The following is a 15,137-nucleotide window of genomic DNA, read 5'->3' as shown; positions in this document are numbered from 1 at the left end:
TTCTTTATTTAAAACTTTGCAACAGAACCGATAGAATTGTATGTCTCCCCTTTTTCAGCTCTAAGAATTACATTATATAGTTTTTTATATGAAAGCATTTGTTTTAATATTTGTTCCAAAGAGCCATCATGGCTTTGACAGAGCTCTTCTTCTATGCAAATGCTTTTAATCCGATCCACACGAAAATTCCTATATTCATTTCTTAGCCTGCAAAACCGATTAAGTACCAGTTCTGTTCATAAAACCCCAGTGATATAGGCTCTATCATTCTGCTTTCCGGTTCTTGCCCTCCTGATGCAGGATATTGAATTGATATTACCCTTTTATTGCAGATTGCAGTCTGAATTGCTGCAATAACGTTATCCGCCAATGTATTTTTCTGTCCAGATGTGCTGTACACGTTAATACTGTTCTCCAACTCCTGTGCATAGTTTTTTTCACCATGCTTCAAAATAGATTTGATTTTATACATAGCTGAATCAAAATCCTTTATAAATGATTCATCTCCATGGCAATTTAAAAATTTCCCTGCTGTAATCAATGCACCCACTTCCGCCGCTGTAAACATTACCGGCGGAAGTAGGAAGCCCTCTACAAGAAAATATCCTTTTCCGGCCTCAGATCCAATTGGTATTCCGGCTTCTTCAAGTGTCCGGATATCTCTGTAAACTGTCCTTAAGCTTATATTAAATCGCTGTGCAATTTCTTTGGCAGGAATTATTTTTTTTGATTGCAGCTGAATAAGAATAGAGGTTACTCTGTTAATCCTGTTCAAATTTTATTCCTCCTCTGTGACTTCCATAAAAAGTATATCCTATGCGTTCTTAAGCTAGCTGCTGTTAGTGCTTCTCATTGCACCCTGGTTATAAAAGCCATACTCACAAACCTCTTCACCAAAACTCTTTACATCTCTAATATAGAACTCTATCTAGGGGTCCCGAGCGCTTAGTGGGAATTTGTATCGATAAGGGGTACAAATTCCCACTAAACCAATGTTTCAAGGCCTATTTATTTTTTATATTCAATTCTCTTAAGTGTTTAGGAATAGATAACAAGTCAAATTTATACTCTCCAAGAAAAGTGATATGCTCCCAATTAATAGGAGATACATGCTTCATATACTTAGTTACTTCGGGATCTATTTTGACGAGATAATTATAAGCTGCTTGTAAGTAGACGGCGTTCCATATACTTATTGCATTTATTAACACATTAAGCGCACTAGCACTTTGAAGTTGTCGGCGAATATCGCGCTCCATAAATTTTCCGCGTCGCCCAAAAAATAGTTCTCTAGCTAAAGCATTAATCGCTTCTGTCTTATTTAGTCCATGAGTGATCCTTCGCCGTAGCTCACTATCTGTAATATAATCTATCATAAAAATGCTCTTTTCAATGCGACCTAGTTCTCTCAGTGCAAGAGCTACTCTATTCTTACGTGCGTATGAGCCTAGCTTTCCTAATAGTAAAGAACTAGATACTTTTCCTGTTTGAATCGAATAGGCGATTCGTTTAATTTCATCATAGTTTTCTTCAATAATTTTTACATTGATTTTTCCGCTTATATCTTCTGATAAGTTAGGGTAGTAGGAAGGTGATTTGATAGAAAATAATTGTGATTTTTTTATATTTCTGATGCGAGGTTCAAAATCAAAGCCTAGTAATGCGGTCATTCCAAACACCTGATCAGAATACCCATTTGTATCAGTAAAATGTTCCTCAATATCTAGATCTGTTTCATGATAAAGTAGGCCATCAAGGGTATGAGTAGCTTCCCTTGTATTAGTTGAAGCAACCTCGATATGATGAGTCGTATGCCTATCATTTATTGATCGAATCATTGTAGCTCCTTTTTCCATACTTTTGTAATGTGGATTAACATCGGATTTTAGAGCTGAGACGCCCACTGGGACGCGCATTCCGTCTGAAGCAGTGGTTTTTCCTTCACCCCAAAAGTCTGCAACAGGAAGCTTTAACTGATAATTAACCAAAACAGATTGAGCACGAGTCAGAGCTTCTTTATAAAAGCGCCATTGTTTGGCATTGGCTAACTGAGAATAAGAAATTCCAGGAGTTGATTGGGCCATTTTTTCAAGACCAATATTCATCCCTAAACCCAGCAAAGCAGCAAAAATAATTTTTCTTTCTTGTTCACTCGGCGGTTTCCCTGTAGAATCATGACTAAATTCTTGTGAAAAGTTGGTCCAACTGTCCACCTCAATTAAAAGATCACTAAGCCTTATCTTAGGAATTATTGAATAAAGTTTTTTTCTATATATTTCTGCTTCGCTAGGTGTAACTTTTTCCAACTTTTTAAGGTTTGCTCTTGAAATTCTCTTATCAACTGTCGAATAAAATTGAAGCTGTAAATCTAAAATTATTTCCCGATCCTTTAAATAGTCCTCAAACGTGTCTGGAATAGTTTCTGAATCAATACAAGCAGATAAATCAACTAAGTAATCATCAATATTTCGATGGATCATACTTCCTTCAACTGAAATATCTCCTGATCGAATATTGTTCTTTAGCTCGGTGAAAGCTACTAACTCATAGTAAGACCGATCTATTTTCCCCTCTTCTGGCCGAACAAGGCTTTTCCATTTTTTACTCACAAAATCAGTAGAAGTATCTGCCGGTATTTTTCTTTTACCACTATTGTGTAAATCAGTTAGTTGAGTTAGGGCCATGAGGACTGGATTTGCTGCCGGAGTTGCTTTGAACGAAAGGGTCCTCAATAACATTGGCGTGTATCTTCGGAGGTAATTAGCTTTATTTCGAACCATTTCTAAATAGCCATGATTTTTATTACCTGTAATTTTTTTAGCTTCTTCTCCATCTTGTACTAAATCTTCCCAAGGCATGATTCGTTCAATTTCGTCAAAAGGATTACTATCATTATCTTTTGCAAAGTGAAGAGCATCAATTAAAGAAGCATAATGTTCCAATTTTTTAGTAGCCAATTTTCCTTTTTCTTTTAACTGTTCTTGTGAATCACGTGTCCCTTTGCGTTTAATACTTGCTAAAATGCGGTCATTAATCTCAATCAGTTGATCGATCAGATATTGATGATGATTGACTAAAAAAGCAATAAGTAAAGAGTATCTTTTTTCAAGCTCAAAACGGGAGAAGTCATATGCATCATAATTTTCCCCTAGTCTAGCTAGCTGAAGAAACCTGTTCCGATTAATATGGGAGACATTAATTGTCCCGAGTCCCATGGAAGCAATCACTTCCACTTTTTTACAAATACTCATAAAGCTTTCTGGATTTGCCTTACCTGGAATGTCTTTTAGCCAAGCGAGTTTAGTTATTTTCGTCTCTTCATAAATTTGAAACAAACTCTCTAGTTTTTCAATTTGTATATCTGTTAATGAACAGAGTAATATTGAAAATAAGTTGTTTTCTGCTTTATCTCGACAGCGGCTTATAATGTCTTCAAGTGTAGCTATAGATGGAAAAATAATTCTTTTTCGAGTTAAGAAATCAATTGTTTTTTTCATTAGATAGATAGAGTCATCATTTTCTAAAGCTAGTTCAATTAAATATTCTATTAACTGTTTTTGTGTATTAGCACTACCGAATCGATGATAGTTGAATACTTCTAAGATCTCGTTGAAGTGATTTGCACGTGTATTTCTATGATCATATGAATTTAAATCAATTGCATCAAGATGGAGCTGTCGACTCACATAAGAAGTTAGTCTGGTTGATTTAATCGGCCAATTACTTAAAGAACACCCAGGATACCGGGCCAAACAAAGTTGTATCGCAAATCCTAGTTTATTGACCTTTCCACGGTGTTGATTAATAACCTCCAGATCATAATCAGAAAAACTAAAATACGCTTTAAAATCCTCTTCTGATAAGTGGTCTACAGAAAGAAGTTGTTCACGCTGTGAAGTAGTTAAAATTCTTTTCATAGCCATATCTTAAGCATTCCTTTTATTGAGGTAACGGTAAAAGGTTGTTTTGCTTAATTTAGAGGCATCAAGAATTTGACGAATAGAATACTCTTTGCTGTCATACATTTTTAAAGCTAAATCAATTGATAGCTTACCTTTACTTGGACGGCCCCCTTTTTTTCCTCGGACTCTGGCTGCCTTAAGACCAGAGTTAGTTCGTTCAATAATAATATCCCGTTCCAGTTCTGCTAAACTAGCCATAACTCGGAAAAAGAATCTTCCCATAGACGTTGAAGTATCTACGTTATCTTGAATAGATATAAAATTGACACTAAGTTCTTCAAATAATTCAGAAAGTTCAATCAAATGTTTAGTTGATCGTGAAATTCGATCTAACTTGTAAATGACAACAGAATCTCCTTCACGTAGTAGGTTGATCATTTCTTCTAATTGCGGTCGGTCTTTTTTCGCACCAGTTACTTTTTCTTGAAATAATTTATCAATTCCATAATGAGTAAGTGCATCAATTTGTAAACTAAGATTTTGATCATCCGTACTCACTCGAGCATAGCCAAAAATCATAAAAAAACCTCCTTAATTTTATAATTTAAATGTACCATAACTCATTAAGTATAACTATATAGGAACTATGAAAAAGGAACGGATTTTGGTACTTGATTTACTTAAAAAACATTTAGAAAAAGCAGGAAAATGAAAAGGTACCATAAACGGTCGTTTATGGTACCATTCAAATTTATCCTTATTGTACAAAATAACAGCGAAATTTTTAAATCTATTCCTTATCGATACAAATTCCCCGTAGGCGCTAGGGACCTCTTTAGCTCCTTGGAAGCTGTCAGTAGTATACCTAATAATTTATCTACATTCCCTTTAGTAACGTGTAACTTTCCAAATTTACAAAAGCGACTCATAGAATTATTTCCTCCCGTTAAATAATAGATAACTATTAAAAATAGACAATACTTGCTCATAAGTAACGGTACTTAAATTGTTTACTTTGGCGTGTTTCATTGCTTGATGAAACTGATTTTTAGTAAACAGTTGACGATATTCTCGATTGACCCATTTTGAAACAAAGTACGTATATAGCTTCCAATATTTATCTGGAACATCTGTGGTATGGCGGGTAAGTTTTATTAAGACACTGTTTACTTTTGGTTTAGGATGAAAGCATTCCGCTGGCAGCTTAAGCAATTGCTGAATCGAGACTTGAGTGTGCAAGAGCAACCCTAGTGTTCGGTGAATATCCAAGGTACGCTTGTAGAATCCTTCTTCAACAATCAGATAGATGTCAGACGCATGGCTTTCAAAAACCACTTTTTTAATAATTTGTGTGCTTAAATGGTAAGGAATATTCCCAACAATTTTATACCTCTGTTTGTTAGGGAATTGAAACTGTAGAATATCTTGGTGAATTAAAGTGACACGAATGTTCAGTTTTAATTTTTCTGACGATAAGTTGAATAGATGACTGTCTAATTCAATAGACGTTACCTGTTTACTTATTTTAGCCAGTTTCGTCGTTAAATGCCCTTTACCTGTTCCAATTTCGTAAACGGTATCGGTTTCTTTTAAATTCAATTGTTTTATTATTTGGTTGAGTACTTTTTCACTCGTTAAAAAGTTTTGAGAATATTTTATATTTTTGTTCATGTAATCACTCCTGAAGTGATTACATCTATAAATAAATACAGAAGTTAAACGATTTGTTTGTAATTTTAGTTATCTGTTTAAAAAGTCATAAGATTAGTCACTGGTAGGAATTAATCTAACGTATTTATTTATCTGCGTAATCACTGTTTTTAGTCTGTTTCAAAACAGTAGATGTTTTATCTACATTACGCATTTGGAATACCAACATGACGAATCCCTCCTTCTTAATTACAAATTTTTAGCATCTAATTTAACTTCAATTCCTATTATACAAAATTTTAAGATAATGCACTATCAACACACTCTTAAGTTTGCTTCTAAGTCTTATTTCCATAACTTTAGGGTTAACCATACGCAAGACCAATCACTCTCGGACAATACTCATGATTTTAATGATAAAATCCATGTTAAACCCATAGATAAGAAATACACCTGCAATAACCGTTACCTGTTTGTGCCAATTTAAAAATGCACCACTTTTTTATAATTAAAACGGTTGAAAACTGTACCACTAATAACTCACAATAGAGAGATGTCACCGTCAAGTTAAATGTACAAAATAACAGCGAAATTTTTAAATCTATTTCTTATCGATACAAATTCCTCGTAGGCGCTCGGGACCCCTATCTAGCGAACTTTTAGAAAAGATATAAAACATCAGAGTATGGACAGTTGCGGATGTACTTCAGAAAAGATTAGATGTCTAAAAAGCTTGTAGTTAAAGCTTTTTAGACATCTAAATCTAGGTACTAAAACAATTCATCCAGTAAAATATAATATTTTATTTTCTCCCAATCAGGCTTGATCCCCAGTAAGTCAAAAAATAGCTCGACATACTGTTCTTCCCCGATATCCTCCCTGATCGACCGGACGCAGAAGGCAATGTCATACCACTTGTCCGCCCTGCCGCTTCTCCCAAGATCAATAAAGCCACTTACTTTGCCATCTTTCACAAAGATGTTGCTGTCTCCCAGGTCGCCGTGGGAAAAGACAAGTTCCTCTTCGGGCTTTTCCGTCTTTAAAAAATCATACAGCTCGCGCGGATCTTTAAATGGAGTGTCTTCTTCCCAGTTTTCGCAATCCACATCGGCCAGATCGTTATTCAGTAAGTAATCCAATTCGGCTAAGCGGCTGTCTAAGCTATTCGTATAGGGACAATCCGATATGTCGATGGAGTGAAAGAGCCTGATGCACTCCGCATACAGCTCGATAATCTTTTCAGGGCTTTGTTCATCTTCATACTCTTCCGAGCAAAGGACGCCATCGGCCTCACTCATGAGCAGATTGCTCCAGCCATCATGCCGTTCAAAGTGCAGGACCTTTGGAACAGGCAGCTTTCCTTCCAGCCATAGCATCATGTCCTTTTCCCGTTCCACATCATAGGTGGTCCCTTTATACCGGCTGTCCGTCATTTTTAAATATAGGTTTTCATTTTCTCCCACCAGCTTATATACCTTAGCAGGAGACATTCCTTCCGTATCTTTTACGCAGCGGTATTTTTCGATCAGTTTTTTCAATTCCGGTGATATTCTCATTTTAGCCATTTATTATTTCCTTCCTCTTTTCTACAGTATTTAAAGATACCCCAAGAAGCTAATTATAACAAGACGAACTCCAATTCACTGTTCCTTGCATTCTAAAACCTTAAATACCAGAAAACAGCTTTTTCAAAGTTGTTTTCAAAGTTGGCGTATAACATAGTATCGACGGAGCCGATTTTGAAACCACAATTATGATAGAATTTACAAGCTATAAGGTTATTGTCCTGGGTTTCAAGCATTAGTCCATGCAAGTTTTTATGCTTTGCCCATTCTATAGATATATTGATAAGCGCGCTGCCTATGCCTTGCCCCCTGAAATCCTTACATACGGCGATATCTTCTATATAAAAGATATATTATCTTATCAGTATTGTCAATATATTCAAGGCAATCTGCCTCCTCATCCTCTTCATCCTCTTCGTCTTGGTAGCTTTTTAAATATGGCGCTTCATAGAGTAATTCTGTAAAGGTCCAATTCTCGTTTTCATACCTCGGTATAATCTTACCTATCACCTCAAATGGTTCGCTGGGTTTATCGATATCTTTCAGGTGCCCTGCTTTCATTTCTGTAATCACTGTTCCCGCCTCTCTTCTATATCAGCGGCATATGTGCTATCCAGGCAGCCGGTTTTACCAGTGTATTTTTTATACATGTCCCTGGTATATTTTGTTATATTCCTATCATACTCCGGATAGGCATAATGAAGCCTTTCCGCCACCTCACCGGATACCGCCCTGAACAATTGATGGCATAGAAATAATGCTTCCCATATGTTTTCATAGGAATCCATCCGGTAGGTGGACAAAAGTTTCTCCCACAAATCCTCGGATATATACCTTTCAATAAACTTATAGTTCTTGCCTACACTTAATTTAAAGCCTGTTTCGATGCCGACCTTCCATGATATCATTCTCAGCAGCTCATGGCGAACAATCTGATTAAAATGATCAATAGCAAATAAAATTTCCTTACGGCACAATCCTTTAATAACATAAGGTGTTACATTCCAAAATTCATTGCAGCAATCATCATACTCCCTTGCGCTTGGCTTTCTTACATGATAATCTATATCAGTCGGAACTATGTCCCTTTTAATTCTACAATCTTTATCAATTAGAACCTTTATTAATTTATCGCCCTTTAGGTAATTATCTAACTCTTCCAAGGGCAATAAGGTAAGATCAATTTTATTGTAATCATCAAATAGCATAAGATAGGAAAATCCCTTTTCTTCAGGTGGGAATAATTCCATATCCTCCGGCTTTTGCATCATTATTATATTCCCAAATTGATTAAGCCAGTCATCATTAGATATAAACGGTTCTATATCACTTACAAAATATGTAATATCATAATCCTGAAATTCATCTTTAGGTATATTAATATTTGCGCGTGACCCCTCAAGGGTCACAATTCGAATACGTTCATCCTGTTCTGCTAAAGAAAGTACTAAATCCATCATTTCTTTTTCTGATCTCATTTACATACTCCTCGTTTATTTTTTCTATATTATTACATCTTCTTTTTTGCCGATACAATCAGCATCATTGGGCGTCGCATTTCATCCGCCATCCCCGGAATATCCATCATGTTCTCTGGCGGCTGTGGCTCCACAATCTGATTTATTATAAAACTATTTGAAAGCAGTGTATTTAGATATGTGGTCAGTGTTCTATGATATTTTGTAACCTTTTCTTCCAAAAACATAGCTGTCCGTTTGCCCTCATAATAATAATTGTCCACCGGGAAATGCAGTATTTCTCCTTTTTCGTTATAATACCAGTCTTGTGTTCCATGAGCAGTAAAAACAGGATGTTCAACTGTAAAAACTAAATTGCCACCAGCCTTCAGCATCCTATATATCTTTTTTATTAAATTCTCATAGTCTGCTACATAATGAAACGCAAGCGAACTTAGTATTACATCAAAGCTCTCCTCTGGGAAATCCACATCTTCTATGGCACAGCATTCATATTCAATCTGTGGAAAATGGGTTTTTCCTTTTGCTACTTCGAGCATTTTATGAGAAATATCAACACCTACTACAGAGGAAGCACCGTTTTCCATCGCATATATACAGTGCCATCCATAGCCGCATCCTAAATCAAGCACACGCTTACCCTTAAAATCAGGTAGCATCTTTTTCAAAGTCTCCCATTCTCCCGCACCAGCCAGTCCTTTCTGCGAGCGACTCATTTGACTGTATTTTTGAAAAAATATATTATCATCATATTTGTTTTCTTTCATCTGAACTCTCCTCGTTTAAAAAGTTATTTATCTCCGATACAATTTCATTCACTTCTTTATAAAGTTTCTCGGTCATATCGTAGCATTCAAAAAGAGAAAGACCGAGTACTTCAAAAATATGATTAACTCTTTCGGCATATTTTTCAGGTTTATATTCAAAAGTTTCAAGCAGTTTTATAGCTTTCTTTTCGTTAATGCAATAAGCATTATTACATGCAAATAGTACTTGATTTAAGCATGAAATAATACGAAAAACATGGCCTGCAATATAATATTTATCCTCTACCCCCGCATTTGCTTTTACAAACATTAAAGAGAATTCAGCTTCAAATATAAAAAAGTTCATCAAGCTTTTCTTTAGAGCAGTAGGGTAAATTTCTGCCTGCTTTTTTAATTCGCATAAGCTTTCGTTCTTAGCATATAGTATTTTACTAATCGCTAATTCTCCACGATACATTGCACTTATATAACCATGGGGATGCCCGGTCTGATAATTGGCAGTAACAATTCCTTGCTCCGTATCTTTGATTATTTGTTCTACCCGTTTTATATCACGTAAAATCAAGTCAACATGATACCCATTTATAAATAACCATCCGCCGCCATTAATCCAATCACCCCACGCTCCGGGAGGCACAACAAGGTTGTTTCTATTTTTATCATCCAATTCTGTAGCAATTTGATTAATCGCTGTCAGGTCAAATGAGTCTGAATTGTAATAGATTCCGATATCTATATCAGAATTTTCTGTATGGGTGCCTCTTGCACGTGAGCCCCCTAATACGATGCCTTCTATAAAAGGCAAAGATGATAATTTCTCTGTTACTATTTGAATAACATTACCTACCATATAAACATCCTCCTTTATTCGTTAGATATTTTTATTTCTTCTCCATCTGGTAAAATAAATGCCTGCACAAACTTGACACCTAGCACATCAGCAATGGCCTTCAACTCATCCAAGGTTACTGTTTCTCGTTGTAATTTTTTATTGAAATTCTGTGGAGTCTGGCCAATACGTCTAGCAAGTTCGGAAACACTTATATTCATTTGCTCACACAGTTCTTTAATCATTTCTGCCGTAGTCATACAGCACCTCCAAGTTTACGCTAAGAATATTATAAACCATTTGGTTGATAAACACAATAGTTATTAAAATATTATTATAATCAGCAAGCAAAAGAAAACCCACAACTCTACTGTAGAGTCATGGGCTATTTACTTCTGGTTTTCATATTTCCATTTCGATGCCAGATTTGAAGGCTATGACGAAGTGGCCTTCATAGACTGTAACGCTCTGGATTATCTTCCTTACAAGCTTATCATCATATTCTAAGGTGCGGAATTTGTTCTTGCGGATAAATTCAATCAGCTCATTGATTCGCTCGTTCTCGCCACTGAGGGAGGCATCTTCTACTAAAAGGATCTGTCGCTTGTCTCTCAGCTCATCAATCTCATCTGCTAAGTGGTCATAGTCTTGACCCTTGTTCGCCAGCTTGATTAGTTCTTTTTGTTTTTCCTCTAGTGAGTTGTTAATCTCTGAAATTTGGTATTCTGTGGTTTCGCCAATCACAGCATGAATATTCTCTTCCAGTGTCTTTATCATATTGTTCCCACCTGCAAGTAGCTTATTAATCGCAGTCATTACTGCACCATAAAGTTCATCTTCTTTTACGGTTCGGTTCTTACAAACTTCAGGACCTTGCTCGATTCTAGTCACGCATCGCCAGACAAATTCTTTTCTTCCGTGGATATTCCAATAGACCCGTCTATAAATATCGCCACAATCTCCACAGAAGGTGATGGCACTTAAAGCGTACTTGCTACTGTAAATTCTTTTGTTCTTGCCTTCTCCTGTGTAGATATTGCTTCTCCGATGAATTTCTTCTTGCGCCTGCAAAAATAACTCTTTAGGAATAATCGCTTCATGGCTATTTTCAACATAATATTGGGGAACATGCCCTTCATTTTTCACTCGTTTCTTGGTCAGAAAATCTACTGTGACAGTCTTTTGCAGAAGGGCATCTCCGATGTATTTTTCGTTTTGAAGTATCTTCTTAACTGATTCTGGTCGCCATCTTGGTTTTCCCGCTGCTGTTAAAATACCATCCTTTTCAAGGGCTCGACCAATGCCCACTAGACTCTGACCCTCAAGGTATTCTCGGTAGATGCGTTTGATAATCTCAGCTTCTTCGGGGACAATAGTTAAATTTCCATCTTCATCTTTCGTGTAGCCCATAAATCGCTTATGGTTGACCTGCACCTTTCCTTGTTGGTATCGGTACTGTAGCCCAAGCTTAACGTTTTGTGAAAGGCTCTGGCTTTCCTGCTGTGCCAAAGATGCCATAATAGTCAGCAAAACCTCACCTTTGGCATCCGTGGTGTTGATGTTCTCTTTCTCAAAATAAACTGATATGTTCTTATCCTTGAGCTGTCTAATGTATTGAAGGCAGTCTAGGGTGTTACGCGCAAATCGGCTGATGGATTTTGTAATAACCATGTCGATGTTACCGTCCATACACTCTGCAATCATGCGATTAAATTCGTCACGCTTTTTAGTGTTCGTACCAGAGATACCATCATCTGCAAAGATGCCAGCAAACTCCCATTCATTATTTTTCTTTATAAACTCTGTATAGTGTGAGACCTGAACCTCATAGCTAGAATTTTGTTCTTCTGTTTCTGTAGAAACACGGCAATAGGCAGCAACACGAAGTTTCTTTATCTTTTCTTTTGCGGCTGTACTTCCTACTCTTTTACGAGCAGGAATAACCATTATATTTTTCTCTGTCACTTTATTCCTCGCTTTCTATCAGACTGTATAAGTATTCTGCTCGTTCAAAAGGATCCACTGGCATCTTATTATCTGCCTTTTTCATTTTGAATCGTTCTTTGGGAGGGGGAGAGGTGAAAGCGGCAAGCTCTACCACTCGTCCTAAATCCTTTGCACGTTTATCTCTAACTTCTTCAGCTTTATCAAATATCTCTTTATCAATAATTGCTGGATACGTATCATTTCCAAGGTAGTTGACGTTTTTCAAAATGCGCCCCATCACAGAATGTGTCTTTTCAATACCTGCCTGTTCGCCAGCCACTGTAAGGGATAGTCCTGATATGTATTTCTCAAAGAATACCTTTACTTGACCTGCTGCCTTTTCATCGACAGTAACCACTCCATCTTGAATTTTGTATCCATATGGAATATATGCCATTTATCTCACCACCTTTTCTTTCAGGGAAAGACCGCATTTCAAATTGAATGTCAGCTCATCCCTGGAATTTACAATGATGTTCACTACAAATTCTTCAAATAGTTCTTCCGTGTAGTCACCATTAAAATTATCTGCTGACACATAATTAATGAGGTCCTTTATCTCGTTTGCTCGCAAAACCCCACTCGCAGAGTTCGTTACCAGGTTTGTTTTTTCGGTAGTAAGATTTTTAATCTCACTATCTAAAACATTTCGTTCCTGATTAAAAAGAGCAGGTTCTAGGAAACCTTTGGACATCAGTGCAATAAGGGTATTGCGTTCTTCCAATAGTTACTCCATTAGCTTATCAATAGCGTCCATTCTTTCACGGTCGCTTTCTTCATCGATTTGGCTAACTGACTTGAAAAGTGGTTCTAGGATTAGCTTATGACTGAAAGCAAGCTTATTCATCATGGTTGTCAATGTGGCTTTGATTTCCCCATCTCGCAAAAACAACATGGAGCAACTTTCTTTATCTTCGATACTATCTCAACATGTGTCGTGGATAAGGTAAGTATGTAAAATGGTATGTGGAACATAGTGATTTGCTGTAAATGATTTGCTAACTACTTTAGTTCTTTATACAAAGTATAAATCGGATATTTTATTATTTTTTCTTTTATATCTTCTGAGATTAGGTCAAAGTATTTGTCCGCTAAATCAGAAAGGGGTTCTTTTTTCATCACCTAATGGGTGATGAAGCAGAATACTTTAAAGACTATTAAATCAATGTTAGGAAAGACTATTAGTAAAACTATGAATTATTCAGGAAAAAAGGTTCTTTTTTAAAGTTTTCTATTGCTTCCTGGCGTTGATAAATGAGATATAAAGTCGGTGTTTGTACACGTCCTAATGAAAATGTACCTTGTACGCCTTTTTGTTGTAAATTCAAGGTATATAAAGGGCTTGCGTTCATGCCGATCAACCAATCGGCAATTTGGCGTGTTTGCGCTTCTTGATAAAAGGGATAGTAATTCATTCCTGGTTGCAAATTTTGAAAACCGCTTCGGATCACATCTTTTTCTAAGCTATTGATCCATAATCTTTTATACGTTTTATCTTTAGAAAAGGCATTTGCTTTATGGATAATCGACCAGGCGATATTTTCACCTTCTCTGTCGCTATCTGTTGCGACAATAATTGTATTTGCCTTTTTGAGAAGTTCAGCAACAATTTTAAACTGCTTTCCCTTATCTTTTGCAACTTCAAAATCGTATCGATCAGGAAAAATCGGCAAAGATTCAAGTTTCCAGTTCTGCCACTTTTCGTTATAATGACCTGGTTCTGCTAATTCGACTAAATGCCCAAAACCAAAGGTGATAAACGTTTCATCTGTAAATAGTGGGTCTTTGATCTCAAAATAACCGTCTTTTTTGGTGCTTTGTTTTAAAGCACTTGCGTAGGCTAATGCCTGGCTTGGTTTTTCAGCTAAAATAACCGTACTCATTAACTATCCCTCTTTTCATTGTTTTTTTCTTTGATCTACTGTCACGTTGTATCTTGATCGATACCTTCTAAACGTTCGGCGATTAATTCCAGTTTGTTCTTCAACTTCTTTATCGGAACAACCATTCAAAAATAAATCGAAAGCGTGTTGTAAACGTGGATCATTTTCTTTGAATTTAGGTTGTCGCCCTTTGAATTTTCCTTTTTTCTTAGCAATTTCAATTCCTTGGGCTTGGCGTTCTTTAATTCGTTTGCGTTCAGATTCCGCTTGGTACTTATACAATTCAATCACTAAATTATTAATCAGCCGTCTTAAATTTTCATCTTCAATACCATTCATTGAGGGTAAATTTAAGACTTCCAGGGTTGCCCCCTTAATTTGAATTTGATTCATCAATTCTGTTAATTCTTTATTATTTCGTCCTAATCGATCTAATTCAGTAACAACAACTATATCCCCTTCACGAATATAGTTAAGCATAGCTTGTAATTGTGGGCGTTCGACCGATTGACCGCTTAATTTGTCTGAAAAGACCTTAGAAACGCCCTCTAACGCTTTCAGTTGTCTATCTAAGTTCTGTTCTTTGCTACTGACACGTGCATAACCAATTTTAGCCATTTTCAACCAACCTCTAAAATTCTCTCGGTTGCAATAACCAATCAGCTATATCTACTTTTTCAATTTCAAATTGCTTATCAGAAATTGTCTTTTCGTAAGCGATAAAATCTTGCGCATATTGTTGCTCATTAAAAATAGCCACCACTTCGTCATTTTCTAAAACTCGATAAATAAATTTTTTCATTTTACTCCTCCTATTATGCCCAACTTAAATGACCTATTCACCAAGTCAATTATACTGCTAAAACCATATTAGGACAAATAAGTATACTCTATTGACCTATAAATGATAGCAACTTAAAAAATCAAGTGTTCGCTTCGCTCTCACTGCCCCTCGACGTTTTAGTAGCCTTTCCCTCACTTCGTTCAGTCCAAGCCAACTAAAAGTTTTCGGGCTACTCTCTCCTTCTCCCCCTAATAATTAATTAAAATGGTTCTGTTGCAAAGTTTTAAATCTAC

General features: G+C 36.3%; 17 protein-coding genes and 3 pseudogenes. All 20 read right to left on the bottom strand.

All coding sequences use genetic code 11. The features are described 5' to 3' along the window. Positions 1 to 8: 8 nt before the first annotated feature. Positions 9 to 179 carry a hypothetical protein gene (locus RV13_RS21760; RefSeq protein ID WP_000374053.1) on the bottom strand — a complete coding sequence of 57 codons (171 nt, stop codon included), beginning with the start codon at positions 177 to 179 and terminating at the stop codon, positions 9 to 11. A 23-nt stretch (positions 180 to 202) separates the two neighbouring features. Next, a complete protein-coding gene (locus RV13_RS21755; protein WP_001079938.1) occupies positions 203 to 775 on the bottom strand; it encodes a helix-turn-helix transcriptional regulator in 573 nt (190 codons plus the stop codon). A gap of 229 nt (positions 776 to 1,004) precedes the next feature. Further along, the gene (locus RV13_RS19135) at positions 1,005 to 3,923 is read right to left on the bottom strand and encodes a Tn3 family transposase (protein WP_001240982.1); all 2,919 of its coding nucleotides are present in this window, start codon (positions 3,921 to 3,923) and stop codon (positions 1,005 to 1,007) included. A gap of 3 nt (positions 3,924 to 3,926) precedes the next feature. Next, entirely contained in the window at positions 3,927 to 4,481 is a 555-nt protein-coding gene (locus RV13_RS19130; RefSeq protein WP_000576156.1) for a recombinase family protein, read from the bottom strand. 354 nt (positions 4,482 to 4,835) lie between these two features. Next, positions 4,836 to 5,573 (bottom strand): 23S rRNA (adenine(2058)-N(6))-methyltransferase Erm(B), encoded by a 738-nt coding sequence (erm(B), locus tag RV13_RS19125; RefSeq protein ID WP_001038790.1) that lies wholly within the window; start codon positions 5,571 to 5,573, stop codon positions 4,836 to 4,838. A 124-nt stretch (positions 5,574 to 5,697) separates the two neighbouring features. After that, positions 5,698 to 5,781: a 23S rRNA methyltransferase attenuation leader peptide gene (locus RV13_RS19120; RefSeq protein WP_001814874.1), complete on the bottom strand. Its 84-nt coding sequence runs from the start codon at positions 5,779 to 5,781 to the stop codon at positions 5,698 to 5,700. Between the two features lie 48 nt (positions 5,782 to 5,829). Further along, positions 5,830 to 5,913, bottom strand: a pseudogene (locus tag RV13_RS21570) (MLS leader peptide); the annotation flags it as partial. 409 nt (positions 5,914 to 6,322) lie between these two features. Next, positions 6,323 to 7,117, bottom strand: coding sequence for an aminoglycoside O-phosphotransferase APH(3')-IIIa (aph(3')-IIIa, locus tag RV13_RS19110; protein ID WP_001096887.1), 795 nt, complete (start codon positions 7,115 to 7,117; stop codon positions 6,323 to 6,325). Positions 7,118 to 7,209: 92 nt separating this feature from the next. After that, a pseudogene (locus RV13_RS19105) lies at positions 7,210 to 7,690 on the bottom strand (GNAT family N-acetyltransferase). Next, positions 7,687 to 8,595 (bottom strand): aminoglycoside nucleotidyltransferase ANT(6)-Ia, encoded by a 909-nt coding sequence (locus tag RV13_RS19100; RefSeq protein ID WP_001255866.1) that lies wholly within the window; start codon positions 8,593 to 8,595, stop codon positions 7,687 to 7,689. The pseudogene RV13_RS19105 and the gene RV13_RS19100 overlap by 4 nt, the downstream one beginning before the upstream one ends. Positions 8,596 to 8,627: 32 nt before the next feature. Next, complete coding sequence (locus RV13_RS19095; RefSeq protein WP_000662263.1) at positions 8,628 to 9,362, bottom strand: class I SAM-dependent methyltransferase; 735 nt, start codon at positions 9,360 to 9,362, stop codon at positions 8,628 to 8,630. Next, positions 9,343 to 10,212: a nucleotidyltransferase domain-containing protein gene (locus RV13_RS19090; RefSeq protein ID WP_000233000.1), complete on the bottom strand. Its 870-nt coding sequence runs from the start codon at positions 10,210 to 10,212 to the stop codon at positions 9,343 to 9,345. The genes RV13_RS19095 and RV13_RS19090 overlap by 20 nt, the downstream gene beginning before the upstream one ends. A 14-nt stretch (positions 10,213 to 10,226) precedes the next feature. Continuing rightward, complete coding sequence (locus RV13_RS19085; RefSeq protein WP_000205227.1) at positions 10,227 to 10,451, bottom strand: helix-turn-helix domain-containing protein; 225 nt, start codon at positions 10,449 to 10,451, stop codon at positions 10,227 to 10,229. Positions 10,452 to 10,593: 142 nt separating this feature from the next. Next, positions 10,594 to 12,156: a recombinase family protein gene (locus RV13_RS19080; protein WP_000136908.1), complete on the bottom strand. Its 1,563-nt coding sequence runs from the start codon at positions 12,154 to 12,156 to the stop codon at positions 10,594 to 10,596. Position 12,157: 1 nt separating this feature from the next. Further along, positions 12,158 to 12,574: a recombinase gene (locus RV13_RS19075; protein WP_000323438.1), complete on the bottom strand. Its 417-nt coding sequence runs from the start codon at positions 12,572 to 12,574 to the stop codon at positions 12,158 to 12,160. Next, complete coding sequence (locus RV13_RS19070; RefSeq protein WP_000392725.1) at positions 12,575 to 12,901, bottom strand: hypothetical protein; 327 nt, start codon at positions 12,899 to 12,901, stop codon at positions 12,575 to 12,577. A gap of 3 nt (positions 12,902 to 12,904) precedes the next feature. Then, on the bottom strand, positions 12,905 to 13,072 hold the full coding sequence (locus RV13_RS19065) for a hypothetical protein (protein WP_000898188.1): 168 nt from the start codon (positions 13,070 to 13,072) through the stop codon (positions 12,905 to 12,907). Positions 13,073 to 13,382: 310 nt separating this feature from the next. Continuing rightward, a pseudogene (locus tag RV13_RS19060) lies at positions 13,383 to 14,060 on the bottom strand (DNA topoisomerase); the annotation flags it as partial. A gap of 15 nt (positions 14,061 to 14,075) precedes the next feature. Then, the gene (locus RV13_RS19055; protein ID WP_001062586.1) at positions 14,076 to 14,678 is read right to left on the bottom strand and encodes a recombinase family protein; all 603 of its coding nucleotides are present in this window, start codon (positions 14,676 to 14,678) and stop codon (positions 14,076 to 14,078) included. Positions 14,679 to 14,691: 13 nt separating this feature from the next. Then, positions 14,692 to 14,862 carry a hypothetical protein gene (locus RV13_RS21085; protein WP_000713595.1) on the bottom strand — a complete coding sequence of 57 codons (171 nt, stop codon included), beginning with the start codon at positions 14,860 to 14,862 and terminating at the stop codon, positions 14,692 to 14,694. Between the last annotated feature and the right edge of the window lie 275 nt (positions 14,863 to 15,137).

The sequence above is a fragment of the Enterococcus raffinosus genome, from assembly GCF_001886185.1.
GTDB classification, from domain to species: Bacteria; Bacillota; Bacilli; order Lactobacillales; family Enterococcaceae; genus Enterococcus_A; species Enterococcus_A raffinosus.
The sequence above is the reverse complement of the archived record's forward strand: the minus strand, read 5'-3'. Positions and strand labels throughout refer to the sequence as shown.